This is a genomic window from Paraburkholderia sp. J11-2 (assembly GCF_905220185.1).
In the GTDB taxonomy this organism is placed as follows: Bacteria; Pseudomonadota; Gammaproteobacteria; order Burkholderiales; family Burkholderiaceae; genus Paraburkholderia.
The window spans coordinates 111,680-135,497 of the sequence record NZ_CAJMYY010000005.1; the positions used below are offsets into that span (position 1 = coordinate 111,680).

At 63.1% G+C, this 23,818-nt stretch carries 22 protein-coding genes; 19 read left to right on the forward strand and 3 right to left on the reverse strand.

Annotated features, from left to right (window positions below; translation table 11 throughout):
• Nucleotides 1–7: 7 nt before the first annotated feature.
• A complete protein-coding gene (locus U5A57_RS08995) occupies nt 8–1,918 on the reverse strand; it encodes an ATP-binding protein (RefSeq protein WP_321910030.1) in 1,911 nt (636 codons plus the stop codon).
• Between the two features lie 701 nt (nt 1,919–2,619).
• On the opposite strand from U5A57_RS08995, the gene U5A57_RS09000 reads away from it, so the two are divergent.
• From U5A57_RS09000 to U5A57_RS09075, 16 genes are all read left to right on the forward strand, one after another.
• Complete coding sequence (locus tag U5A57_RS09000) at nt 2,620–3,537, forward strand: formylglycine-generating enzyme family protein (RefSeq protein WP_321910032.1); 918 nt, start codon at nt 2,620–2,622, stop codon at nt 3,535–3,537.
• Between the two features lie 48 nt (nt 3,538–3,585).
• Complete coding sequence (locus tag U5A57_RS09005) at nt 3,586–5,097, forward strand: arylsulfatase (RefSeq protein ID WP_321910033.1); 1,512 nt, start codon at nt 3,586–3,588, stop codon at nt 5,095–5,097.
• A gap of 119 nt (nt 5,098–5,216) precedes the next feature.
• Nucleotides 5,217–6,080 carry a hypothetical protein gene (locus U5A57_RS09010; protein ID WP_321910034.1) on the forward strand — a complete coding sequence of 288 codons (864 nt, stop codon included), beginning with the start codon at nt 5,217–5,219 and terminating at the stop codon, nt 6,078–6,080.
• A gap of 10 nt (nt 6,081–6,090) precedes the next feature.
• A complete protein-coding gene (locus U5A57_RS09015) occupies nt 6,091–6,552 on the forward strand; it encodes a DUF202 domain-containing protein (protein ID WP_321910036.1) in 462 nt (153 codons plus the stop codon).
• Nucleotides 6,553–6,849: 297 nt separating this feature from the next.
• Complete coding sequence (locus tag U5A57_RS09020) at nt 6,850–7,938, forward strand: sn-glycerol-3-phosphate ABC transporter ATP-binding protein UgpC (protein WP_321910038.1); 1,089 nt, start codon at nt 6,850–6,852, stop codon at nt 7,936–7,938.
• A complete protein-coding gene (locus U5A57_RS09025; protein ID WP_321910039.1) occupies nt 7,928–8,854 on the forward strand; it encodes a sugar ABC transporter permease in 927 nt (308 codons plus the stop codon). The genes U5A57_RS09020 and U5A57_RS09025 overlap by 11 nt, the downstream gene beginning before the upstream one ends.
• Nucleotides 8,851–9,714 carry a carbohydrate ABC transporter permease gene (locus U5A57_RS09030; RefSeq protein WP_321910041.1) on the forward strand — a complete coding sequence of 288 codons (864 nt, stop codon included), beginning with the start codon at nt 8,851–8,853 and terminating at the stop codon, nt 9,712–9,714. The genes U5A57_RS09025 and U5A57_RS09030 overlap by 4 nt, the downstream gene beginning before the upstream one ends.
• Nucleotides 9,715–9,839: 125 nt before the next feature.
• The gene (locus tag U5A57_RS09035) at nt 9,840–11,171 is read left to right on the forward strand and encodes an extracellular solute-binding protein (RefSeq protein WP_321910043.1); all 1,332 of its coding nucleotides are present in this window, start codon (nt 9,840–9,842) and stop codon (nt 11,169–11,171) included.
• A gap of 76 nt (nt 11,172–11,247) precedes the next feature.
• The gene (locus U5A57_RS09040) at nt 11,248–12,759 is read left to right on the forward strand and encodes an alpha-N-arabinofuranosidase (protein WP_321910045.1); all 1,512 of its coding nucleotides are present in this window, start codon (nt 11,248–11,250) and stop codon (nt 12,757–12,759) included.
• A gap of 44 nt (nt 12,760–12,803) precedes the next feature.
• Nucleotides 12,804–13,541, forward strand: a complete 738-nt coding sequence (locus U5A57_RS09045; RefSeq protein WP_321910047.1) for a FadR/GntR family transcriptional regulator — start codon at nt 12,804–12,806, stop codon at nt 13,539–13,541.
• Between the two features lie 328 nt (nt 13,542–13,869).
• Nucleotides 13,870–15,003, forward strand: coding sequence for a branched-chain amino acid ABC transporter substrate-binding protein (locus U5A57_RS09050; RefSeq protein ID WP_321910049.1), 1,134 nt, complete (start codon nt 13,870–13,872; stop codon nt 15,001–15,003).
• Between the two features lie 230 nt (nt 15,004–15,233).
• Entirely contained in the window at nt 15,234–16,133 is a 900-nt protein-coding gene (locus tag U5A57_RS09055; protein WP_321910050.1) for a hypothetical protein, read from the forward strand.
• 428 nt (nt 16,134–16,561) lie between these two features.
• Complete coding sequence (locus U5A57_RS09060) at nt 16,562–16,747, forward strand: hypothetical protein (RefSeq protein WP_321910051.1); 186 nt, start codon at nt 16,562–16,564, stop codon at nt 16,745–16,747.
• Nucleotides 16,744–16,989: a DUF6726 family protein gene (locus tag U5A57_RS09065; protein WP_415774047.1), complete on the forward strand. Its 246-nt coding sequence runs from the start codon at nt 16,744–16,746 to the stop codon at nt 16,987–16,989. Before U5A57_RS09060 ends, U5A57_RS09065 begins: the two co-directional genes overlap by 4 nt.
• Before the next feature lie 14 nt (nt 16,990–17,003).
• Nucleotides 17,004–17,825 carry a hypothetical protein gene (locus U5A57_RS09070; RefSeq protein WP_321910052.1) on the forward strand — a complete coding sequence of 274 codons (822 nt, stop codon included), beginning with the start codon at nt 17,004–17,006 and terminating at the stop codon, nt 17,823–17,825.
• A 163-nt stretch (nt 17,826–17,988) separates the two neighbouring features.
• Nucleotides 17,989–18,633 carry a flagellar basal body L-ring protein FlgH gene (locus U5A57_RS09075; protein ID WP_321910053.1) on the forward strand — a complete coding sequence of 215 codons (645 nt, stop codon included), beginning with the start codon at nt 17,989–17,991 and terminating at the stop codon, nt 18,631–18,633.
• Between the two features lie 94 nt (nt 18,634–18,727).
• On the opposite strand, the gene U5A57_RS09080 is transcribed toward U5A57_RS09075, so the two are convergent.
• Nucleotides 18,728–19,543, reverse strand: coding sequence for a response regulator (locus U5A57_RS09080; protein ID WP_321910054.1), 816 nt, complete (start codon nt 19,541–19,543; stop codon nt 18,728–18,730).
• Nucleotides 19,544–19,628: 85 nt separating this feature from the next.
• A complete protein-coding gene (locus tag U5A57_RS09085; protein WP_321910055.1) occupies nt 19,629–20,228 on the reverse strand; it encodes a hypothetical protein in 600 nt (199 codons plus the stop codon).
• A gap of 441 nt (nt 20,229–20,669) precedes the next feature.
• On the opposite strand from U5A57_RS09085, the gene U5A57_RS09090 reads away from it, so the two are divergent.
• From U5A57_RS09090 to U5A57_RS09100, 3 genes are all read left to right on the forward strand, one after another.
• Entirely contained in the window at nt 20,670–21,593 is a 924-nt protein-coding gene (locus tag U5A57_RS09090; protein ID WP_321910056.1) for a hypothetical protein, read from the forward strand.
• Nucleotides 21,594–21,671: 78 nt separating this feature from the next.
• Nucleotides 21,672–22,451: a response regulator gene (locus tag U5A57_RS09095; RefSeq protein WP_321910058.1), complete on the forward strand. Its 780-nt coding sequence runs from the start codon at nt 21,672–21,674 to the stop codon at nt 22,449–22,451.
• Between the two features lie 4 nt (nt 22,452–22,455).
• Nucleotides 22,456–23,769: an ATP-binding protein gene (locus tag U5A57_RS09100; protein WP_321910059.1), complete on the forward strand. Its 1,314-nt coding sequence runs from the start codon at nt 22,456–22,458 to the stop codon at nt 23,767–23,769.
• The last annotated feature ends 49 nt before the right edge of the window (nt 23,770–23,818 follow it).

Below are 23,818 nucleotides of genomic sequence, written 5' to 3' on the forward strand. Positions count from 1 at the left end.
GGCAAGCTCAAGAGGAGGTTCTTTGGGCTGCGCTCCCTGCGCGGCCAAGCCTCGCCACCCGCGGCTGCGGGTGAGGCGCACGCCCTCGCGCCACATCGAGCGACTCGCCGGCATAGGGCAGCCACACCGTGAAGGCCGCTCCGCCCCCTTCGCGCGCCGCCACGTCGACGCTCCCGTGATGGGCCTCTACGATCGAGCGGACGATAGACAGACCCAGCCCCATGCCGTGCGGCTTGGTCGTATAGAACGGCTCGAACAGGCGCTGCGCCGAAACGGCCCCGCAGCCGCTGCCGCGGTCGGCCACGGTGAATTCAACGCCGTCGGCAAGCCGTTGCGTGCTTAGCGTGAGGATACGGGTGGCCTGGCCGGTATCCTGCATGGCGTCCATGGCGTTGATCGCGAGATTGAGTACGACTTGCTGGACCTGGACCGGGTCGCCCATGATCTCGGCATTGCCTGCGGCGTAATTCTCTTCCACGCTAATGTTGCGTCGTTTCGCTTCCGGCACGATCAGTTTCAATGCGCATTGCAGCGTGGCGTCGAGCGGCAGCGGACTGAACGCGACGCTCTGCTTCTGCAGCAAGCTGCGCAAGCGCTGCACCACGTCATTGGCCCTCAATGCGTCGCGCTTCACATCGGAGAGGATTTCCCTCAACTCGTCGGCATCGAGATGCGAGGACTTCATGAGCAGTTCCGCGGCATCCGCATTGCTCAGGATCGCGCCCAGCGGCTGCCCCACCTCATGCGCAATCGAGGCGCTCAGCTCGCCCACCGTCGCGAATCGCGCCGCACGCGCGAGTTCGCCGCGCCGCGCAGTGACTTCGGCTTCCGCAAGCCGGCGGCTGCGGCGCTGCGCCAGCAACGCGACGATGGTGAGCGTCTGGGCCAGCAGCACCGCCAGCGCGATCAGCACCACTCCGCGGTATTCGCGGAAAATCGACCTGGGAAAGTCGATCAACCGGCACTCCGCTGGCAGCGCCGAGGCAGAAAGACCATAGCGTTCCAGTTGCGTGACGTTTGCCGTGCACCGCGCGGGCAGCGCGGGGAACGCCGGCCCGTCGACGCGGCCTGGGCTGCGCAGGATCGACAACGCGGCTTGCGCGGTCAAGCGAGCGTTTTCTTCGAAGTCGTACATGGCGCCCGCCGTCACCCCGCCGTCGAGATAGGTCGAATACCACGCGTAGATGGGCGCACGCGAAGCCGCGACCAGATTGGGCACGATTTGATACGGCAAATAACGATGCCCCTCGCTGTCCCGATACATGGTCGTATAGACCACGGCCGTTTGCCTGTCGAGGCGCGCGAGCCGCTGCTCGATCTCGCGCAACGGCAGCCCCCGCCATGTTTCGACGGTGCTCCAGTGAGCGCCGTGCAACGTTGCCACCTGAGCGACGCGATCGATGAATGAGTAATCGGTGTCGGTCGCGCCCCCGATCACCACGAGTCGATGCGCGTCGGGTTGGAGGTCCTCCGCGATCGCCAGCGTTTTCGTGATGTCGATTCGAAACGGCACGCGATTGAAGCCTGCGGGCAGCGTGTGCTGCGCAAACCACTCTTCAGGCACACTCGTTAGCAGTACGGGTGCGCCGGGCCATAGCTGCGCGTGATTCTTCAATGCGAAATCGGCGGCATGGTTGCCTATCCCCACCACGAGATCGATGCGCTGATCCGCATACTTCTTCTTCATTAGCGCCAGAAATTCGGGCGCGAGGTCGTCGGAGCCGAAGCGAAAGCCGTCGAGTGCGTCGAGATACACTTCCACACCGTTTGCAGCGGACGTCTCCAGTATGCTTCTGAGCGCCTTGATCTGTACCAGGACAGCCGGCTGTATCGGGTCTGCGCCCGCGAGGATCTCCACGCGCGCGGGTTCCGCGGCGAGCGCGGCCGCCGCGCCAATGAGCAGCCACACAAGGCTCATTTTCCCGGTAACTTCGGCAAGCCTGCTCACCCGCGCCAGAGCAATGGAAAGTGCGGCGAACACGCCAGACCGCCGATGTCCGCAAACATGCATCGACAGGCTTCCATGAACGGTGCGTGGCAAAGCGCCTTTCTCCATTTCAGGCACGGCGTGAGATTATTCGCTGAAACATGGTCGTTCTTCGTCTTTAAATCCGGATATTCACGAATGCCGACTAGTGCAATGCGTCAATTAGCAAGCCGGTAATTCGTTCGCTTCACGCCATCCCTTCAAAAAGAAGATCTTCCACTCAGCCGATTGCCGAAGGCATGCTGCGCCATTTGACCTTGAAAGCTGGATTTGGCGGCTTCAGGTTTGCAGCAAGCGACTGGCGCAGTTCATCCCCCCTTCATGCAATGCGTTATAGCAATTTCCCCAGTTTCCCGGCTCCTGACTGTACAGAAAGGTTGGAAACTGACGTTATCAGACACCTCATGTTTAGTATGGCGAATATTCAATATGAATCGAAACAAATGAAATGACAGCCCGTATTGCCCTGCCCTTGCGGGCAATCCCGTTGCCCCTTCTACCGATAGCGAAACCGTGTGGCCGCTCCGATACTGAACGCCGGTACGTCAACGCTCCGGCTGACCATGGCCCATCCCGCACCTGAAGCGACCAGTGACATCCGTGACACCGCCTCGCCAACTGGATCGCCAGATATGGTCCACATTGCGGGCGGCACATTCCTGATGGGCTCGAATCAGCACTACCCGGAAGAAGCGCCGGCGCACAAAGTGCGCGTTCGCAGCTTCTGGATAGATCGCCATACGGTCACGAATGCCCAGTTCAGGCAATTCGTCGACGCGACCGGCTACATCACCTCAGCCGAGCGGCCGGCAAACCCCGACGATTATCCCGGCGCATTGCCCGAGATGCTGGAGCCCTCTTCGGTGACGTTCGCCAAACCCCCACGCCGCGTTGACCTGCGCAATCACTACAACTGGTGGGCCTACACGCGGGGCGCGGACTGGCGGCATCCACGCGGCCCGGCCAGTTCACTGGAAGGGCTCGAGGATCATCCCGTCGTGCACGTCTCCTATGAGGACGCCGCCGCTTACGCGCACTGGGCGGGCAAGGACCTGCCCACCGAAGCCGAATGGGAATTCGCCGCGCGCGGCGGCCTGGAGGGCGCCGAGTTCGTCTGGGGCGATGAGTTCACACCCGAAGGCCGGCAAATGGCCAATACGTGGCAAGGCGAGTTTCCGTGGCAGAACCTGCTCGAAGACGGCTACGAATGGACTGCGCCAGTCGGCTCGTTTGCGCCCAACGGCTACGGCCTCTACGACATGGCCGGCAACGTGTGGGAGTGGACGAGCGACTGGTACCAGGACCACGGCAAGATCGTTAAGGCGTGCTGCACGCTGGACAATCCGCGCGGCGGAACCATCGAATCCAGCGTCGACCCGCGCACGCCGCAACTCACGATACCGCGCAAGGTCATGAAGGGTGGCTCGTACCTGTGCGCACCGAATTACTGCAGGCGTTACCGGCCCGCCGCGAGAATGGCTCAGCCTGTCGATACCTCCACGTGCCATGTGGGCTTTCGTTGCGTGGTCCGCGATAACGCTTCCGGTTGAATCCCACACCGCTACCGTCGACGGTAGCTCTACGACAAGGAGTGTTCCATGGCGGGCAAGAAGAAACCCAACTTCCTGATCCTCTGGGGCGACGACATCGGCCAGTCCAATCTCAGCATCTTCACGAAGGGGCTGATGGGCTACCGCACACCCAACATCGACAGCATCGGCGAGGCCGGCGCAGTGTTCACCGACTACTACGGCGAACAGAGCTGCACCGCAGGCCGCGCGTCGTTCATCACGGGACAGTGCGGCTTGCGCACGGGACTGACCAAGGTCGGCCTGCCCGGTGCGCCGCTCGGTATGCGCGCCGAGGATCCGAATATTCCGGAACTGCTGAAGGACCTTGGCTATAGCACCGGACAATTCGGCAAGAACCATTTCGGCGACCGCGACGAGCATCTCCCCACGATGCACGGCTTCGACGAGTTCTTCGGCAACCTCTATCACCTCAACGCCGAGGAAGAGCCGGAACTACCCGACTACCCCGATGCCAACGAGTTTCCCGACTTCCGCAAGAAGTACGGCCCGCGCGGCGTGCTGCACTGCTGGTCCGACGGCAAGGGCGGCCAGAAGATCGACAATACCGGCCCGCTCACCAGAGAGCGGATGAAAACGGTCGATACCGAATTTCTCGCGGCCGCGAAGGAGTTCATCCAGAAAGCGCATAAAGAAGACAAGCCGTTCTTCCTCTGGTTCAACACCTCGCACATGCACTTCCGCACGCATATCGAGGACCGCATCCGTGGCCAGGCAGGTCGTTGGCAGTCCGAATATCATGACTGCATGGTCGAGCACGACAAGCATATCGGCGAGATGCTCGCGTTGCTCGACGAACTGGGCATTGCGGACGACACGATGGTCATGTACAGCACCGACAACGGTCCGCACATGAACTCCTGGCCCGACGCCGGCATGACGCCGTTTCGCAACGAGAAGAACTCCAACTGGGAAGGTGCGTACCGCGTGCCCTGCCTCGTGCGCTGGCCGGGGGTGATCGATCCGGGCACGGTGTGCAACGAGATCGTGAGCCACCTCGACTGGCTGCCCACCATCGTCGATGCAGCGGGCAACCCGGATATCAAGGAGGAACTCAAGAAAGGCTTCAAGGCCAACGGCAAGGACTTCAAGGTCCATCTCGACGGTTTCAGCCTGCTGCCCTACTTCACCGGCAAGGCGAAGAAACCGGAGCGAAAAGGCTTCTTCTATTTCACCGACGACGGCGACCTCGCGTGCCTGCGCTTCGACAACTGGAAAGTGGTCTTCATGGAGCAGCGCACGACCGGCACATTGAGGATATGGGCCGAACCGCTCGTCACCTTGCGGGTGCCGAAGATATTCAACCTGCGAACAGACCCCTACGAACGGGCCGATATCACATCCAACACCTACTACGACTGGCTGCTCGATCACGTCTTCATTCTCGTGCCGGCACAAGCCGGCGTCGCCGAATTCCTGCAGACCTTCAAGGAATTCCCGCCACGCCAGAAAGCGGCGAGCTTCGGCGTGGACCAGGTGGTCGAGAAGATGATGGACGCCGCAGGCGGCGGTCACCGCTAGCCACCGCTAGCCACCGCCAGTCAGCCCACGCGGCGCGTGTTCGCGCGCCACTGCGTTAGTGCAGCCCTCGGGTGGCGTTCGTCCGCACGCCACCGAGGGCACGCCGTGCCAGGACATCCATGGACGCCAAGGCCCTGACTCTCCTCGCGCTCCAGTGCGCCATTGCAGGAACGGTCTTCACGTATGGCTTGCAGGCCACGCGCGACGACCTGCTCTACATCGCACGCCGGCCCGGCCTGCTCGTGCGCTCGCTCATCGCCATGCTGGTTATCATGCCGCTCATCGTGGTCGCGTGCGTGTATTACCTCCAGTTGCCGCAGCCGACCGCCGTCGTGCTGATCGCGCTCGCCATCTCGCCGGTGCCGCCGCTATTGCCCAGAAAACACAAGAAAGCAGGCGGCATCGCGCCCTACGGTTTGGGTTTGCTCGTGGTGCTTGCGCTGGTTTCCATCGTCACGGTTCCGCTCTCGGTGGCACTCTTGAACTGGCTCTTTGCCGAAGCGATAGCGGTCGGCCCGGTTGCGATCATGAAAATCGTGCTGACCATGATCATCGCCCCGCTCGTGGCGGGCGTGCTGGTCTCGAAGCTCGCTTCAGGCGCCGCACAGCGCCTGCTCGCGCCCGTTCGGCTCGTGGCCACCGTACTGCTGTTTGCGGGCATACTCGCCCTGCTGGCAGGCACCTGGCATGGAATCTGGGTGGCCACCGGCCACTGGACGGTAGTCGCCATCGTTGCCTTCGTGCTTGCGGGCCTGATCGTCGGGCACTGGCTCGGCGGGCCCGAGCAGCAGCACGCATCAGTGCTTGCGCTGTCCACCGCCTCGCGCCATCCCGCCATCGCACTGTCCATTTCCGCTGTCAACTTTCCCGGCGAGCAGTTCGCACCCACGCTGGTGCTCTATCTGATCCTGTGCACGATGCTGGCCATTCCATACGTGAAATGGCAACGCAGCCGCTCAGCGCTTTCATCCGGCACGCCTTAAAGGTCACGCCATGCCTACCTCACATGACCGCGACAATCCCTTGATACCCGACACGGACTTGTCGGCGCCCGTCAAGCCCGACGAAGGCACGCTGCAAACGCGCGCACGCACCTCGCTCGCGATCGAGCGCACCTTTCTCGCGGCCGAACGCACGCTCATGGCCTGGCTGCGCACCGCGCTGTCGATGATCAGCTTCGGCTTTACGCTCGCGAAGTTTTTCGAATACGTGGAAAGCCAGAAGGGCGCGCCCATTGTCGGGCATTTCGGCACAACGTGGTCGCCGCGCGCGGTCGGCACGGCGATGGTCGTGATCGGGACGGTGGCCTTGCTGGTCGCGGTCGTGCAGCATAAGCGCCGTGTCAATGCGCTGCGACGCGAGGGCCTGTTGCCGCAATGGAATCTCGCCTACTGGGTCGGGATTGCGGTGGCCGCGCTCGGCGCATTTGCGCTCGGTACGTTGGTGCTGGACTGATCGCCGACGGGGACCGGCAACGCCGGCACCCGCGTCAAACCGCTTTTTCTTCACGACAACCACCTTATCTTTATTCAGGATGCCAAATAATTTTAATTTCAATCAGCGCATCCTCCCTCTTTGATCAATCAACACCCCCACGTCACGTGCGAATTCAGTCCCTCACGCAATTCGCATAGAACCCATTATTTGGGACACCGGATGATCAGTGTTTACACGAATGGGTTAGGTGGCCGCTCTTTTCATAATATCAACGCACTAAAAGCGGCGGTACGAGACTACTCCACAGGAGGCACCGTGACGGGCATCCGACTGAGCGGCGTAACGAAGCGGTATGGCGAAACCGAGGTGATCACCGGCCTCGACCTCGACATTCAATCCGGTGAGTTCCTTGTCTTCCTTGGCCCCTCGGGCTGCGGAAAATCCACGTTGCTGCGCATGATCGCCGGGCTCGAAACCGTGAGCGACGGCCAGATCAGCATTGGCGAGCGGCGCGTGAACGAACAGCCTCCGGGCAAGCGCGGCGTGGCGATGGTGTTTCAGCACTACGCGCTCTACCCGCACATGACCGTGTACGACAACATGGCGTTCGGCCTGCGCAATACGGGTGTGAGCGCGGGCGAAGTCGACCAGCGCATCAACGAAGCCGCGCGCATGCTCGAACTCAGTCCGCTGCTGCAGCGCCGCCCCGCCCAGCTTTCGGGCGGTCAGCGCCAGCGCGTTGCAATCGGGCGCGCCGTCGTGAAGGAGCCCGAAGCGTTCCTGTTCGACGAGCCGCTCTCCAACCTCGACGCCGCGCTGCGCACCCGCACGCGCCTCGAACTGGCGCGCATTCATCAGCGCCTGCACTCGACCATGGTGTTCGTCACGCACGACCAGGTGGAAGCCATGACGCTCGCCACCCGCATCGTGGTGATGAACCGCGGGCGTATCGAGCAGATCGGCGCGCCGCTCGAGATCTACAAACGGCCCGCCACGCGCTTCGTCGCGGGCTTCATCGGCACGCCGGCCATGAACTTCATCGATGTCGAGCGCGTGGGCGACAACGGCGGCCGGTTGATCGTCGGACTGCCGTTCGACGGCGTGCACGCGCCCACGGCCATCGCCACAGCGAGCCTGCCCGCGGGCAAGCTCACGCTGGGCGTACGCGCCGAACACGTGCTGCTGGACCCGCAAGGGCCGCTGGTTGGCCGCGCCGAAGTCATCGAGCGGCTCGGTGACCGCTCGCTCGCCCATGTGAGCATGCCCAACGGCCAATTGCTCGTGGCCGAGTTGCCGCGTGCGCGCGAGCTCGATATCGAAACCGGAGACACGATCCGCATGAGTCTCGACGCGGCGCACCTGCATGTGTTCGACGAAACCGGGAAGGCGTGGCATGGCCTCTAACCGCTCGCTCGCCATCCCGCTGCCAAAAACGCGCGACGGCCGGCGGCGCAACCTGCGCGCGCCATGGTCCAACGCGCTGTTCGTGCTGCCGTTCGTGATCGTCTACGTGCTGTTGCTGATCGTCCCGTTGTGCCTCGGCTGGTGGCTCAGCCTGCAACGCGTGGACCTGCTCGCCGGCACGAGCGAGTTCATCGGCATGCGCAACTATCTCGACCTCACGCTCGACCCGATTTTTCGCGGCGCTTTGCGTAACACGTTCTACTTCGTCATCCTCACGGTCCCGATTTTCGTTCTGCTTGGCCTGGCGCTCGCGCTGGTGCTGAACCGCCCCGGCCGCTTCGGCGCAGCGCTGCGCGCGCTGTTTTTCGGGTCCTCGGTGTTATCGGTCACAATTGTCACGCTAGTCTGGAAGCTCGTGATGATGCCCGGCAACGGCCTGCTCGCCGACATGAGCCACGCGCTCCATTTGCCGGAGTTCGTTCCGCTGATGCACGAGGCCACCGCGCTGCCCGCCATCGCCGTCGTCACGGTCTGGTGGATCATGGGCCTGCCGATGATGCTGTTTCTCGCGGCGCTCCAGCAGATTCCGCAGGAGCTTTACGAAGCCGCGGCGCTCGACAGCGCTTCGCGCTGGCGCACGTTCACGAAAATCACGCTGCCTTCCATCTGGCGCACTGTCGCGCTCGTGGCAGTGATCGAAGCGGTGCTGCAGTTCCAGTTGTTCGGCCAGGCCCAGCTGCTCACAGACGGCGGCCCGAACAACTCCACGCGCCCGCTCGTGCAATTCATCTACGAAACCGGCTTCCGCCAATGGTCGTTCGGCTATTCCGCAGCAGCGGCGCAAGTGCTTTTCGCGCTGATGCTGATCGGGGTGGTTGCGCAGGCCTGGCTTCTGCGCAAGAAGGAGAAGGCATGAGCACGCTGGCTTTCGAGACGCGCTCGCGCGGCTCGCTAACGGGCCGCATGGGCGACCGACTGATGCTCGGCGCCGTGGTGGTGCTCGCGCTGCTGTGGATCACGCCGCTCGTCTGGGTGCTGTGCCTCTCGTTCAAACCGAACGCGTTTCTCGAGCAGCACACCGACGTGCTCTTCTCGCCGCCCTTCACGCTGCGGAACTACACGAACATCCTCAACACCTCGGCGGTGGGTGGGTGGCTCGTCAACAGCCTCATCGTTTCGATCGGCCAGACGCTGCTCACGCTCGTCATCGCCTCGCTCGCGGGCTACGGCTTCGCGCGCACCGAGTTTCCCGGCAAGCGTTATCTCTACGTACTCTGCCTTTGCGGACTCGCGGTGCCCGAGCAGGCGCTCGTGATTCCGCTACACCAAATCTTCGCCTCGCTCGACTGGCACAACACCTATGGCGCGCTGATTCTGCCGCGTCTCGCCTCGCCGTTCGGCGTGTATCTGATGACGCAGTACTTCAAGGCCGTGCCCATCGAGATCGAAGAGGCCGCGTTGCTCGACAATGCTTCGCGTTTCAAGGTGTTCTGGCGCGTCGTGCTGCCGCTTTCGCTGCCGGCGCAAGCCACGCTCGCCATCTTCACGTTTCTCAGTGCGTGGAACGACTATCTCTGGCCGCTCGTGTCCGCCTCGAAGCCCGAGATGTACACGCTGACAATCGGGCTCGCTTCCACGCAAGGCAATTTCGCCCAGTCCGAAGGCATTGGTTACCTCATGGCCCAAGCCGTCTTCGCCGGCTTGCCCATCTTCGTGCTGTATCTGTTCTTCCAGAAGTACATCGTGGCGGCCGTGGCCGGCACCGCGGTTCGGTAGACGACGCCATCGAGTCACGCTTCGATCTGTTGCGCTCTATTTTTAATTAATTCGTAGTACAAACAAAACGATCCACTGGGAGCGCAGCGACAGCGCGGCAGCTGGATCTTCCACAGGAGAGAGACATGAGAAGATCGTTGGTGCGCGGCGTACTCACACTCGCAGCGCTCGGCCTCGCGGCGGGTTTGACCGCGCCGGCCCAGGCCAAAACGGAAATCACGCTGTCGCGCTTCTTCGGCGCTTGCGACGCCGAATACGGCAAGGTCAACGACGTGAGCCAGGCCTCGGGCGAGTGCGGCATCATCACGACGCTCGTGAACCAGTTCAACGCGACGAACAAGGAAGACATCGTCGTCAAACCGCAGATCATCGAGTGGGCGCCCTACTATACGCAGCTCGACGCGCGCATTCTGAGCCGCAATGTGCCGACCATCTCGGTCATGCACGAAGCCGTGCTGGGCGACTACGTGAAGCGCAATCTGGTCGAACCGCTCGACGACGGCTTCAAGTCGGTTGGCGTGGACAAGAACGATTTCACGGCCCAGGCGCACCGCGCCGTGACGTTCGGTGACAAGACCTATGCGCTGCCGTTCGACACGCATTCGTGGCTCTGGCACATCAACGTGAACCTGTTCAAGAAGGCGGGCCTCGTCGACGCGAGCGGCAAACCCATCCTGCCGAAAACGCCCGACGAACTGCTCGCGCAGGCGAAGCAGTTCAAGGCCAAGACGGGTCTGCCCTATTTCGCCGTGCCGATCGCCAATGAATCGGCCGCGCAAACGCGCACGTTCGACACCTGGGTCTATCAGCAAAACGGCACGCTGTTCCCCAATGGCCCGACGAAGATCGACATGCACACGCCGGCCGCCACCAACGCGCTCACGCTCTACGACAAGCTCATGAAGGCGGGCTCGATCACGCCGGGCCTTGACTACGGCGCGGCCAATCAGGCCTTCGAAAACGGCAAGGCGGGCGTGCTCATGTGCGGCACATGGATGATCGAGGACTTCACGAATCTTGCGAAGAAGCCCGACTCCCCGCTTGCGAACGGCTACGACGTGGTGCCGTTCCCGAACCTGTACCAGAAGAAGGCCGTGTGGGCCGACGGCCACTCGTGGGTCATGCTCAAGGGCGGCGCGAAGGACGAGAAGACCCGCCACGCCGCGCTGGTGTTCCTCAAGTTCCTCTACGACCACGACGGCGACTGGGCGCGTACCGGCCACCTGCCCGCACGGGAGTCGATCATCACGAGCGCCAGCTTCAACGCGCTGCCGCACCGCGCGGAGATCAAGGAGATCTCGGCCACAGGTTACGCGCTGCCGAACACGGTGCCGCGCCAGTTCGCAATCCAGCAGATCGTGGGCGAAGAGACCAGCAACATGCTCTCGACCGGCAAGTCGGTTGCCGACGTGCAGAAGGAAGCTGAACAACGCACCAACGCCCTGCTCGCACGATAACGTCAGCATGCGGTGCACGCCTGCGCGGCGCGCACCGCCTCACTTCACACCGCTACAGCATGGATAGAGGAACACCATGATCGCTTCCCGCCTCATCGTCGACCGCGACTTCGTCATTTCCGAACTCGACCGGCGCCTGTTCGGCGTCTTCGTCGAGCACATGGGCCGCTGCGTCTATACCGGCATTTTCGAGCCCGGCCATCCGGACGCCGACGAGCGCGGCTACCGCAAGGACGTGATGGCGCTCACGCGCGAACTCGGCCCGACGATCGTGCGCTATCCCGGCGGCAACTTTCTCTCGGGCTACAACTGGGAAGACGGCGTAGGCCCGCGAGAAAAGCGCCCGCGCCGCCTCGATCTTGCCTGGTACTCCACCGAAACCAACCAGTTCGGCACGAACGAATTCATCGAATGGTGCCGCTCGCTCGACATCGAACCGATGTACGGCGTGAACCTCGGCACGCGCGGCCCCGACGAGGCGCGCCGATTCGTCGAGTATTGCAATCACCCGGGCGGCACGGCGCTTTCCGACCTGCGCCGCGAGCACGGCTATGAAAGGCCCCACGACATCAAGTTCTGGTGTCTCGGCAATGAAATGGACGGCCCGTGGCAAATCTGCCGCAAGACGGCCGAAGAATACGGGCGGGCCGCACTCGAAACGGCCAAGCTCATGCGCTCGGTCGACCCCACCATTCAGCTCGCGGCGTGCGGTTCCTCCACGCACGAAATGCCCACCTATGGCGCGTGGGAAGACCGCGTGCTCGACCATTGCTTCGAACAGGTCGATTTCATTTCGCTACATACTTACTTCGAGAACCGTCGCGATTCGACTGCCGAATTCTTCGGCAATATCGAAGTGATGGATCTGTTCATCAAGGAAATTGTCTCAGTGGCCGACAGCGTGGCCGCGCGCAAGCATTCGTCCAAACGCATCATGCTTTCATTCGACGAATGGAATGTCTGGTACAAGGCGCGCACCATCAACGATCTGCGCAAGCCGGGCTGGCCCGAGGCGCCGCGGCTCATCGAGGAGGTCTACAACCACGAAGACGCGTTGGTCGTGGGCGGCGCGCTCATCACGATGATGAACAACTCGGACCGCGTGAAGACCGCCTGTCTCGCACAACTCGTCAACGTGATCGGGCCGATCATGACGGAGCCCGGCGGCCGCGCGTGGCGTCAAACCATCTTCCACCCGTTCGCACAGGCCTCGAAATTCGGCCATGGCCGCGTGCTCAAGCCGGTGATCGATTCGCCCACCTACGAAGCGGAAACCTTTCCGGAGATCCCTTATCTTTGCGCAGCGGTCGTGGACGATCGCGCTACGGGCACGACGACCCTCTTCGCGCTCAATCGTCACCTGAGCGAGGAGATGGAATTGAATGTCGAGCTGCGTGGACTCGGCCGCGAACGTACGCTCGATCACGCGCTCGAGTTGTATCATGCCAACATGAAAGCGGTGAACACGGTGGAGGCGCCAACTACAGTGGCGCCGGCAGTCAACAACGCCGTGTCGGTCGAGGGGGAACGCGTGCGCGCGAAGCTCAAGCCGGGCTCGTGGAACGTGATTGTGACGACCGCCCGATAACACAGCACGCACACGCTGTGCACGACGTCCATGAAGGGGAAGTGATGTTCGAGCGCGAACCGATCGTTGGCAATATAACAACGCAGATCGCCAAGATTATCGGCATGCGCGTGGTCTCGGGCGAGTTCGCGCCCGGCGACGCGCTGCCGGTCGAAAGCGAACTGTGCAGTGCCTACGGCGTGAGCCGAACCACGCTGCGCGAAGCCATCAAACAGCTGGCGGCCAAACGGCTCATTGCCGTTTCGCCCAAAATCGGCACACGTGTCCTGCCCTTCTCCGACTGGAACCTGCTCGACCGCGACGTGCTCGCGTGGCGCCTCAACGCGCAGTTCGACTCGAAGATCGTCGAAGACATCTTCGAAATGCGCATCTGCTTCGAGCCGCGCGCGAGCTTTCTCGCCGCGCGCCACGGCAAGGAAGACACCTTCCAGATCATCGAGCGCCGGTACCTGGAACTGGCGAGCGCATACGGCCAGTCGGCCCAGCATGGCGCCTCCGACATTCGCGCAGCCGCCGACGCCAATCTCGAGTTTCATCTCGCCATCATCACGGCCTCGCAGAACGGCATGTTCATCACGATCGGCAATGCGATCAAGGCGGCGCTGCGCGTGTCGTCGGAGATGATGCAGCGCCAGGCCGCGAAGCCGAGCGAAGACCTCGAACTGCATGACGCCGTGCGCCGGCATATCGTGGCGCGCGAAGCCGACGCGGCGGCGGCTGCCATGACGCGCCTGCTCGAACAGTCGCGCGACCGGATTCTGCGCTATACGATCGCGCCGTGACGACGGTGGGCACGCGTTCGCGCGCTGTGCCCGCATTGTGCTGATTGCACCATCCGCCTCTACGCACGGCTTGCGCGCCGCCGCTACCCGTGCGCACCCTGGTCCGCGCCCGCTTGCGCCGACTATGCCGAAATCGTCACGAGTCGAACCCTAATCGACCAAGACGTACCTATTTTCGCTACCTAGACTGGCTTCGCCGATCTCGCCACGCTTCTCGCGCGAGCGCGAAGCTCACAGGCGTGTTCGCAACAACTCAAGATCGCATTCGCCGGCACCGAAGCAGGCAATGTCCGGCATTGCCCACCATGCACCTGAGGGGAAGTGAAAAGTGAATTTGAAGGTAACGCACTCCGCACTTGTAGTCGCCTGGGTATTTTCATCCGCCGCCGCGCACGCCGATGTCGTCAAGATTGGCTTTGCCGCGCCGCTCACGGGCGCGCAGTCGAACTATGGCACCGACATGCAAAAGGGCGTGCAACTGGCCATCAACGATTTCAACGCCACGCATCCCACCATCGGCGGCAAGGCGGTATCGTTCGAACTGGACTCGCAGGACGACCAGGCTGACCCGCACACGGGAACCGTGGTGGCGCAACGCCTGATCGACGATGGCGTGAGCGGCATCATCGGCCACTTCAACTCGGGCACCAGCATTCCTGCATCCGATCTGTACAACCGCGCCGGGCTGCCGCAGATTTCGATGGCGACCTCGCCGGTGTATACGGCGCGCGGCTACAAGACGACGTTTCGCCTGTTGACGAGCGACGCGCAGGCTGGCCGCATTGTCGGCTCCTATGTCGTGAAGTCGCTGCACTACAAGCGCATTGCGATTATCGACGACCGCACCGCCTACGGCCAGGGCATTGCCGACGAGTTCGCGAAGGCAGTCGAAGCCGCCGGCGGCACCGTGGTCAAGCGTGACTACACGAACGACAAGGCACTCGACTTCTCTGCAATCCTGACCAATCTGAAGGGCATGAATCCGGATGCGGTGTTCTATGGCGGCGGCGACGCGCAGTCGTCGCCGATGATCCGCAAGATGCGCCAGCTCGGCATCAAGGCGGCGTTCGTGACCGGTGAAATGTCGCGCTCGCCCACCTTCCTGAAGATCGGCGGCAGCGCGGCCGAAGGGGCGATCGTCTACATGGGCGGTCTGCCGAAGGACAAGATGCCCGGCTTCGCCAGCTACGCGTCGCGCTACAAGGCACGCTTTGGCGAGGACCCCATCACGTACTCGCCGTACTCGTACGATGGCACGATGGCGCTTCTCACCGCGATGAAAAACGCGAACTCGACTGATCCCAAGGTCTATGGCCCGTACCTCGACAAGCTGTCGATCAAGGGCGTTTCGGCGGCGACGATTTCGTACGACCCGACCGGCGACCTGAAGGATGCGCCTGTGACCATCTACAAGGTCCAGCATGGCGACTTCAAGCCGGTCGATACGATCGCGGGCAGTTGATCTCTTCGCGGGTCCATGAAGGACCCGCTGAATCCGCACTGTTTGGTCCTGGCCATCGGTGCGGATTCGTGCATCTCCCGCGCGCCCACCGTTCGAACACCCTCGGGTGCCAGATCGCTGTGTGCGATTGACCTGCGACGTGTCTTGCGTGCCTGTAGCCGGGCATGGCTGTTGCGCCCTCGCTCATACGTGGCGATACCGCCGCATGTCGAAAGCGAAGGGAGACAGTCATGAGGCAAACCGTATTGGGCGTCTACGACAGCTATGGGAGCGCACGTTCCGCGCAAAAAGCACTAGGCGAAGCAGGCGTTGCGCAGGCCGATATCGCCATTTACTCGATGTCGGTCGAGGCCCCGCTAGAAAAAGGGCCGCGTGTGTATGCGCCTGGCTTGAGTGATCCTGGGCAACACACACCGGTATTCGATCAACTCGAACGCTTGTTCGCGCGGCTCTTCACGCACGGCGCGTATCCACCGGAAACCGAAGATTACCGGGAGTTCGTTCGCCGCGGCGGATCGGTCGTCAGCGCGGACGTTTCCGAAATGCAGGTGAATCTCGCGCGCGACGTCATGCGCAGCGCGGGCGCCGCCGACATCGAGGAGCGCAGCCAAGCCTGGCACAGCGCTTCCTCGCACATCGCGCCCTCCGGAAGCACGACGCGAGCGCCCGGCAATTTACACGCGACGTCGCCCGAGGCGGCGGCACAGACACGGCGCGCTGCGTATGCTTCGGCAGTGCCAACCGTGGTCAGCGGCATGCGGCAGGTCACCACGCGCGCCGCAACCGCGCCCGAAGCGACCGCGAACGCAGCCGGAGCACAGCAGACATCGACGAGAGGCCTGGTAGGCGACCCTGTCATGGGCACGCCAATCGACGACGCCTCATACGAGACAGAAGTCCGCAAAGACTACGCCGCCAACTACGCCAACTCCGGCATGTCCTACGAAGAATATTGCGCAGCTTACGAGCACGGCGCAATGCTCGGGCAGGACGAACGGTATAGCGGACACGACTGGCAAGGCGTTGAACCGAATGCACGCGCGGATTGGGAATCTCGCTACCCGGAAAACGGCTGGGAAAGGTTCAAGGCTGCCGTTCGCCACGGCTGGGAGCGCATGAAGGGCGTTTGATGCGTTTGATGCCCTCGTGATCCCTTCTGCTTCCCACTGCTTACCGTCCCAGGCTGCTGAGTTGAGCAGCCTGGGGGCGCTCGCACTCAATTCACCTTCTTTCCCTCTCCCGCCCAAGACAGCGCACGCCAATCCGGCGTGCGCAAATCGCGCCTGAGGGTCGTCCTCCGACCCGCCTCAAAGCATCGCGTATTCACGCCCCCCCGGCTGCATGTGCGCCATTCAATCTTGCACATACGTATACCCCTGGAAGGACTCGTAAGCGATTGGCCAAACGCCACGCTGATTCTTGCTTCATGCAAGCGCTCTCGAAGCGAAGATTTGCCTCGCCGCTCGCCGATTGCCCCCCGATCGGCGTAAGGCGGGGCGCGCTTCCCCCCTCTCGGCGCGCCCCTTCTTTTTGTTCCATTGCGCCAAGGAGGCCCATCATGACCAGCCCTATCGGTTCGAGCAGTATTGCGCACACGTCCTCGTTGACGTCGTCGGGCGAAAACCGCAGCACCAAGAACTCCACCACGGGAAACACCGGCGGCAACCCGTTTCCGCAACAGGAAACCCTGCATCCGGCTGCGCCGGTCGGTCCGCTCGGCCACAACATCAATACCTCGGCATGACCACTTCGCCGTCACGGGAAACGCCGACGCAGCGCTCGCCCATGTGCCTGACGCCACGGTTGTCAACGCATCTGGTGCGCGCCGCGTCGGCCGTTGCCCTCGCCTGCCTCGCCCTGCCGCTCGAAGGCTGTGCCGTGGTGGCCTTTCCATGCCGGGTCGCATCGGCCACGCTGAAGATCGTGCCGTTGGTCGGCCACCCGGCGGCCGTGCCGTTCGACGCTTGCGCGGCGGCGGTCGACTGATCGAGGTCCAGCCGATGAAACGGGCGCCATTGATCGCTTTCATTTTGAGCGCAGCATACCTGGCCGCGCCGCTCTCGCCCGCGCATGCGGACACGCATTTCGAAGGGCGCGTGCAAACGTACGTCGCGCCGAAGGCCCCCGCCCCTGCGGCAGCGGCGAGCGCGGTGAATGTTGCGAGCGTGGACTCTGCGGCGAGCGCGGCAAAACCGTCGGCAGCGCCCGCGAAAAAGCGGCGCGCAGCGCCCGTTGCATCGGCCACCCGGGCGCGCGTTACACCGCCGGACGACTCGCCGTTCGCGTTTCGCGGCATTGCACTCGGCACGCCGCTGAGCGCGCTGCGGCAAACGGACATGGTGCGCGCGACGCCACACGAGAGCGAGCTGCTTTGCGAAACCGATATCGCGGGCAGCGACATCGGCATGATAGTCAAGAGCTACACGAGCCTTACCGTGGCCTGCCGATGGGCGCACCACACGGCGCAAGGCTGGACGCCTTCGCGAGCCGTGGTGGACGGCGTGCCCGCGGTCGACCATATCCTGCGCTTTGCGCACGCCACAGCCGGCGACCCGCTGCGTCTGTATGAAATGTCGTTCGTCGTGGATTCGACCACGGCGTTCGATTTGCGCAACCTGCTCGCCACCCGCTACGGTGCACCGCGCGTGCTCGGCGCACCTTCGCTGCCGCTGCTCGTGTGGGAGAACGCGTCGAGCACGATCACCATCTGCCTGCTGCCCGACAGCCAGCGCGCGACGCTCACGTATCTGCTCAAGCCCGCCACGCTGCGCGGCAAAGGCAGCGAGAAGACGCTCAAGCTCAGCCAGTTCGACGAAGGTTGAATCGGAACGCGCCGAGCAGCCGCCCGGACGAACTCCGCCGATTTCGCTACATCCGATGAATCACTCTCGCACCCACTACTCCGCCATGCCATTCGTTCAATCGGAATCCTCAATTTCAAGCGCATGCCGCACGACTCGCTCGAAAGGCCTGCCGTACGTATTGGTGTGCGCATCGCTCGCCACTGCGCTCGCTGGCTGCGCGACGCCGGAGTCGATCGTCAATACGCCCATGACGCCGCCGCTCGCGGAACCGCTGCTGAACGTCAACACCAGCGGCGCGATCTACCAGTCGGGCACCGCCATCTCGCTGTACGAAACACCGCGTGCGCAGCGAATCGGCGACGTGCTCACGATCCGGCTTTCCGAAACGTATAGCGGCAACGACGTCACGAGCGCCGCCGCCAAGCGCGAGAGCAACATCACGGCCACGGCGGCCGATCAATCGACCGGCGCGGCGGCACGGCTCGCACGCCTGTTCAATATCGGCTCGGCTTCGACTACGTTCAACGGAAGCGGCAATCACTCGCTTTCGAGCGACATGACCGGCACATTGGCCGTCACGGTCATCAGCAAGACGCCTACGGGCAATCTGGTGGTCTCGGGGGAGAAGATCATTGCGATGAGTGGCGAGCATCAACGCCTGCGGCTTTCCGGGATCGTCAATCCGAATGACGTGGAAGCCGATAATTACGTTGAGTCGGGAAAGATCGCCAACGCGCGGATCGAGCAGGTTGGGCGCGGATTGCTCAACGATGCGACTACCGTTGGCTGGTTGCAGCGTATGTTTCTTAGTGTGCTGACGTTCTGAGGCTTTTTGGTCATTCCCGGCCGCGTTGGCCTTTCCCTGGTTTCAAGGAAAGGCCAACCGTGTCAGACCGGTCACGAAGTCGGGCATAAAACGCTCAGTCTTCCTCATCATCAGGCATTTCGCCTTCAAACTCGTTGGCGTACTCACCGCCAGCTTCACCCTCATGCTCGCGAGCATGTTCGCCGAAGCGCTCGGCGAAGCCAACTTCGCCATCGGGCACAAACACGTATCCGTGCCCCCATACCGTCTGAAGATAGCGCGGCTCGGAAGGATCGGTTTCGATCAGCCGTCGCAAGCGCCAGATCGCCACGTCGAGACTACGATTGCGGTACCGCCCCGCTTCCCCGTACACGATTTCGATAATGCGTTCGCGTGAAAGAATCGTCATCGAGTGATTGACGAACAGCTTGAGAAACGCGAACTCGCTAGACCGCAGCGGCATGCGAACCTCATCGCGATACAACTCCCGCGAACGGAAATCGAGCTCGAAAGGGCCGAAGCGAAACGATTCGCGGCTCTCCGGCGCGCCCGTGAGATTCGAAATGCTGCGCCGGCGCATGACCGACCGAATGCGCGCCACCAGTTCGCCCGGATCGAACGGTTTGCCAACATAGTCGTCGGCGCCGAATTCGAGGCCCAGCACGCGGTCGATGACTTCATTGCGCGCGGTGAGCATGATGACCGGCAGGTCGTCGCCGCTTTCGCGCAACGCGCGCAGCGCGCTGATGCCATCCACTTCCGGCATCATGATATCGAGCACGACAACCTGCGGCCGCTCGGAGCGCAGCCGCTCCTGCATCGCACGCACGGAAGGCAGCGTCGTGACGGTGAAGCCGCGCATCTGCAGATATTCGGCCGTGACGTCGCGCACGACCGGATCGTCGTCGACGAGAAAGATATTATTTGCCATGCGTAAATCGTAAGGGACGAGAACGAGCCGGTACAGGCCCGCAGCCTTACCAATCCTTTCCCGCGCGGCGCGCGGGCCACCAGATTTACTGGTCGCGTGAAGCGGACTGGAATGAATTGCTCAATTGCGTCTGGTCGACCACCATGCTGTCCACCAGCCCCTTGAGCTTTACCGCCGCACTCGAATAACGGTCGGTACCGAGGCCGCGCACTTCGTAACGCCCCGTAACGGCAATGTGGTTGTGCATGAAGATCGTCAGATTGATCGTCGAAAGATAGGCCCGGCTTTCGTCGCTGAACGTCGGTTTGCCAAATTCGATCGATGCGTTATACACGAGACGTCCTTCGCAGCTCACCGGCTCCGTTCCGGCGCCGTACACGTCCGAAGTCACGCCGCGCTGCGAGAGCACGAGCTGCAGCGAAGGCACGAAGTCTCCCGACGTGACCATGGGATTGTTCTCGATACAGATCGAGCTGAGATTGACCGGCCGGCCCGTCACGAATTTAGGCGAGGAGTAATTCGACGCGACCGCGTAACCCGCCTGAATCACGGAGCCAGTCGCATCGGCCGCGGTAATGAGCGTCCATGCGCAGCCGTTGAGCGCGAGCGCCGCGGCACACGCGGCGCCGAGTTTCACCGTGCGTGCGCTCGCACGGCTGACATATGACACGATTTCATGTGGCATGGGAGCGGATACCCGATGCGTTGATGGGCTGCGCGGACCATGACGTGCCCCCGGCAGGACTCAGCACGCATGATCGTTGCTAAGCGACGCGCGCGATGGCCGGGACATCGGTCAATGTTGAATGCCACTTTCCACTTCTTCAAAATCCTCCCGCACGGTAAGGACCTGAACACCCGCATTGCGCGCCTTTTCAATGCACGGGTGCGCGCTACAGGCCGTCATCGCCCATTGGCGATTACCGCGCGCGGCGGTACATGTAATGTTTAGTAAGCGCTTCTGCATTCTCCCCGCTGAGTAAGACATTGCAGATTCATCGCCGCGCTATCTTTCTCACTGCAGTTCCCACTGCGGTTCTCACTGCGGCGCCTCGCGTCTTTGCGACGCCGCACGAGCCACACGCTGCTACCGTCTTTCCCCTATTTCAACATCATCATGGCTGCCATGAATCGAGAACCGAAAATCCGTCGCGCCCCCTTCTTCAAGCGCGGCCTGAACGCTGCTGCGATCGCGCTGTTCGCGTCGCTCGCTGGCTCGCCGTTCGCGCACGCTGCAAGTTTTCACTGCCCGCGCAACGCTTCGGCGTCCGAGCGCCTCGTGTGCAACGATCCGACACTCTCCGCGCTCGACGACAAACTGGCCGCGCTCTATCGCAGCGCATTCGACGCGACCACCGATACGACCGCGCTCGAAGCCGACCGCGTGAGCCAGTGGCAATGGCGCCAGCACAACTGCAAGGACAAGGCGTGCGTGACGGACTGGTACGACCGCCGTATCGCCGAACTCGAAGGCGATCTCAAGCATGGCAAGCAGGCGTCCGTCCAGCGCGTGAAGGAAGGCGTCGTGGACCAGCACCTCGCCCCTTCGGCACAGGACGCCGTGCTCGAAATGCACGGCATCCCGCCCGCGCCGAAGGACGAAAACGCAGCGGCCGCCCCCGCTGCGGACAACGCGAAAAGCGTGAAGAAGGCGGGCGCAAAGGTCGCGTCGGCCGACGCCAACGCGCCGCTTCATCTGCAAAAAATGCCGAGCGGCGTGGCCGCCGACGCACGCCAGACGAAGCTCGCGCAAGCGCACGCTCATCGCCTGCCCCCCAAGGAAGCCGCACCGGCCGGTGACGTCTCGGCGGCGACCGCGAAGATGGCCGGCGCGAACTCGGCATTCGCGAAGGCGGCCGGCATGGCGTCGATCGACGCACCGCCCGTGCAGCCCGCGAATCCCGTGGCCAACGACGCCGCAGCAAAGCCCGCGGAACAGGCAAGCGCACAGCAGAACGCGGGCGCGCTCAACTGCGCCACCGTTGCATCGACGGAGCACGCGCACGCTACGCAAACGTCCATTGAGCAAGGCACCGTCGCCCTGAAGTAAGAAGCCATGTAAGCTGCGGCAAGAAATCTGCGGTCGCGCGCTGTTCTGCCGGTTGTCGATATCAAATAAAATACGGCGATGAGTCCACACGTTCTCATCGTCGACGACGATCCGGTCGTGCGCGATCTCCTCTCCGGCTTTCTTCGAGCCAACGGTTTCGAAGCCTCGGTTCTTCACGACGGCACGCATCTCGGCGCGCGGCTGGAGCGCGAGCGGCCATCGGTCGTCGTACTCGACGTCATGATGCCTCGCACCGACGGCCTGCGCGCCCTCGCCGCCCTGCGCGCGCAAGGCGACGATATTCCGGTGATCTTCGCCTCCGCACGTAGCGCGGTGGGCGACCGCATTGCCGGCCTTACGCTGGGCGCCGACGACTATGTCGCGAAGCCCTTCGATCCCCAGGAATTGCTGCTGCGTATCCAGACCGTGCTGCGCAGGCGCGGCAACGGGCCCGCAGGCGCACCCGCGGCGCGCGAACGTTACCGCTTCGGCGCTTTCGAGCTCGATTTCATGGCGCGCACGCTCGAACGCGACGGCAAGCGCGTGCCGTTGCGCAGCAGTGAGTTCGTGCTCCTGAAGATTTTCACGGAGCATCCCTATCGCGTGCTTTCGCGCGTACTGATTCACGATCTGCTGCACGCAGACGGCATGGAATTTAACGAGCGCAGTCTCGACGTGCCGGTGTGGCGCTTGCGCCGCGTGATCGAAGACAATCCCGCACAGCCGCGTTACGTGCAGACGCTGCGCGGCAAGGGTTATGTGTTCGTGCCGCAGAGCGGGGTCGGCATCGAAGGCGACACCGAAGCCCCCACTGCGAATTCCACCGCAGACGACAGCGGCCATAGCACGAACGCGTAATTGCATGAACAATCCGTTGAATACGCTGTTCGGGCGCATGGCGCTGATGTCCGCGCTCCTGCTGTTCGCCATTCAGGCATGCTGGTTCATCGTGTTCGCGCCACAGCCGCGCCGCCACGAAGTGGAAGGCTTCGAGCGCGGCCTGCTGCTCATGCTGCATGCCGCGACAAGCGCGGCGCCCGGTATGGCGACGGGCGCGGCAACGAGCGCGCCTCCCAATGAAATGGACCTCGCGCCTGCCCTGCGCGTGCATCTCGTGCCCACCTGGAACATGCCCGCCGACGTGCGGCTCGAAGTTCCGAAGCGCGAGCCGCTCGCCGACTTGCGCAAGCAACTCCTGCGCGATCTGCCGCCCGGCACCGAGATCCTTGCCGACCTGCGCCACCGCGAAGCCCTGTGGGTGCGCTTCGCGGGCCAGCCCACGTGGATCGTCGCGCCTGTCGATCTGCCGCCGGCGCGCAATCTGCTGCCGCTGTTCGGTTCGATGCTTGCCATCTCGCTGCTCCTCGCATTGCTCGCCATGTGGCAAATGCAGCGGCCGCTTTCGCTCGTGGCCCAGGCCGCGCGCGCGTTCGGCACCGGCCATCGTCCCGCGCCGGTCAAACAACACGGGCCGCGCGAATTGCGCGAACTCATCGGCTCGTTCAACGGCATGATGAAGCAGCTCAACGAAGCCGACGACGATCAGGCCGTCATGCTCGCGGGCGTCGCGCACGATCTCAAGTCGCCGCTCACGCGCCTGAAGCTGCGCGCGAGCATGATGGGCTCGGAGCGCGAGCGCGAGCAGCTCATACGCGAAGTCGATTCGCTCAACGATATCGTTCAGCAGTTTCTGGAATTCGCACGGCAGCGGCCCGAGTCGGGGCCCGAGGTGGAAGTCGACGCGCTGCTGCGCGAGCAGTTCTTCTCCGATGACGGCGATGACGACGAGGCGCTCTTCAGGCTCGATCTGCGCGCAGGCTCGGCGTTCCGGCTACCGCGCACGCTGCTCGACCGGCTCGTGTCGAATCTCGTCGACAACGCGCTCGAACATGGCGTGCCGCCCGTGGAAATCGCCACGCGCCGCGAAGGCGCGCAGTGGATCGTCGAAGTGCGCGATCATGGCCCGGGCATCCCCCCCGAACGCGTGGCCGCCGCGCTCAAACCGTTCGTACGCCTTGACGAAGCGCGCGGCGGCGAAGGCCATTGCGGACTCGGCCTTGCCATCGTGACGCGCCTCACGCGCAATCAAGGGGGACGCTGCGAATTGTCCAATCATCCCGAAGGCGGGCTGCGCGTGCGTATCGCGCTACCGGCCGATGCAAGGGCCGCTGCATAAGTTCGCGACTCGGTGAGCTGCTCGCTCAGCGGCGCTACGCAGCGCGCGC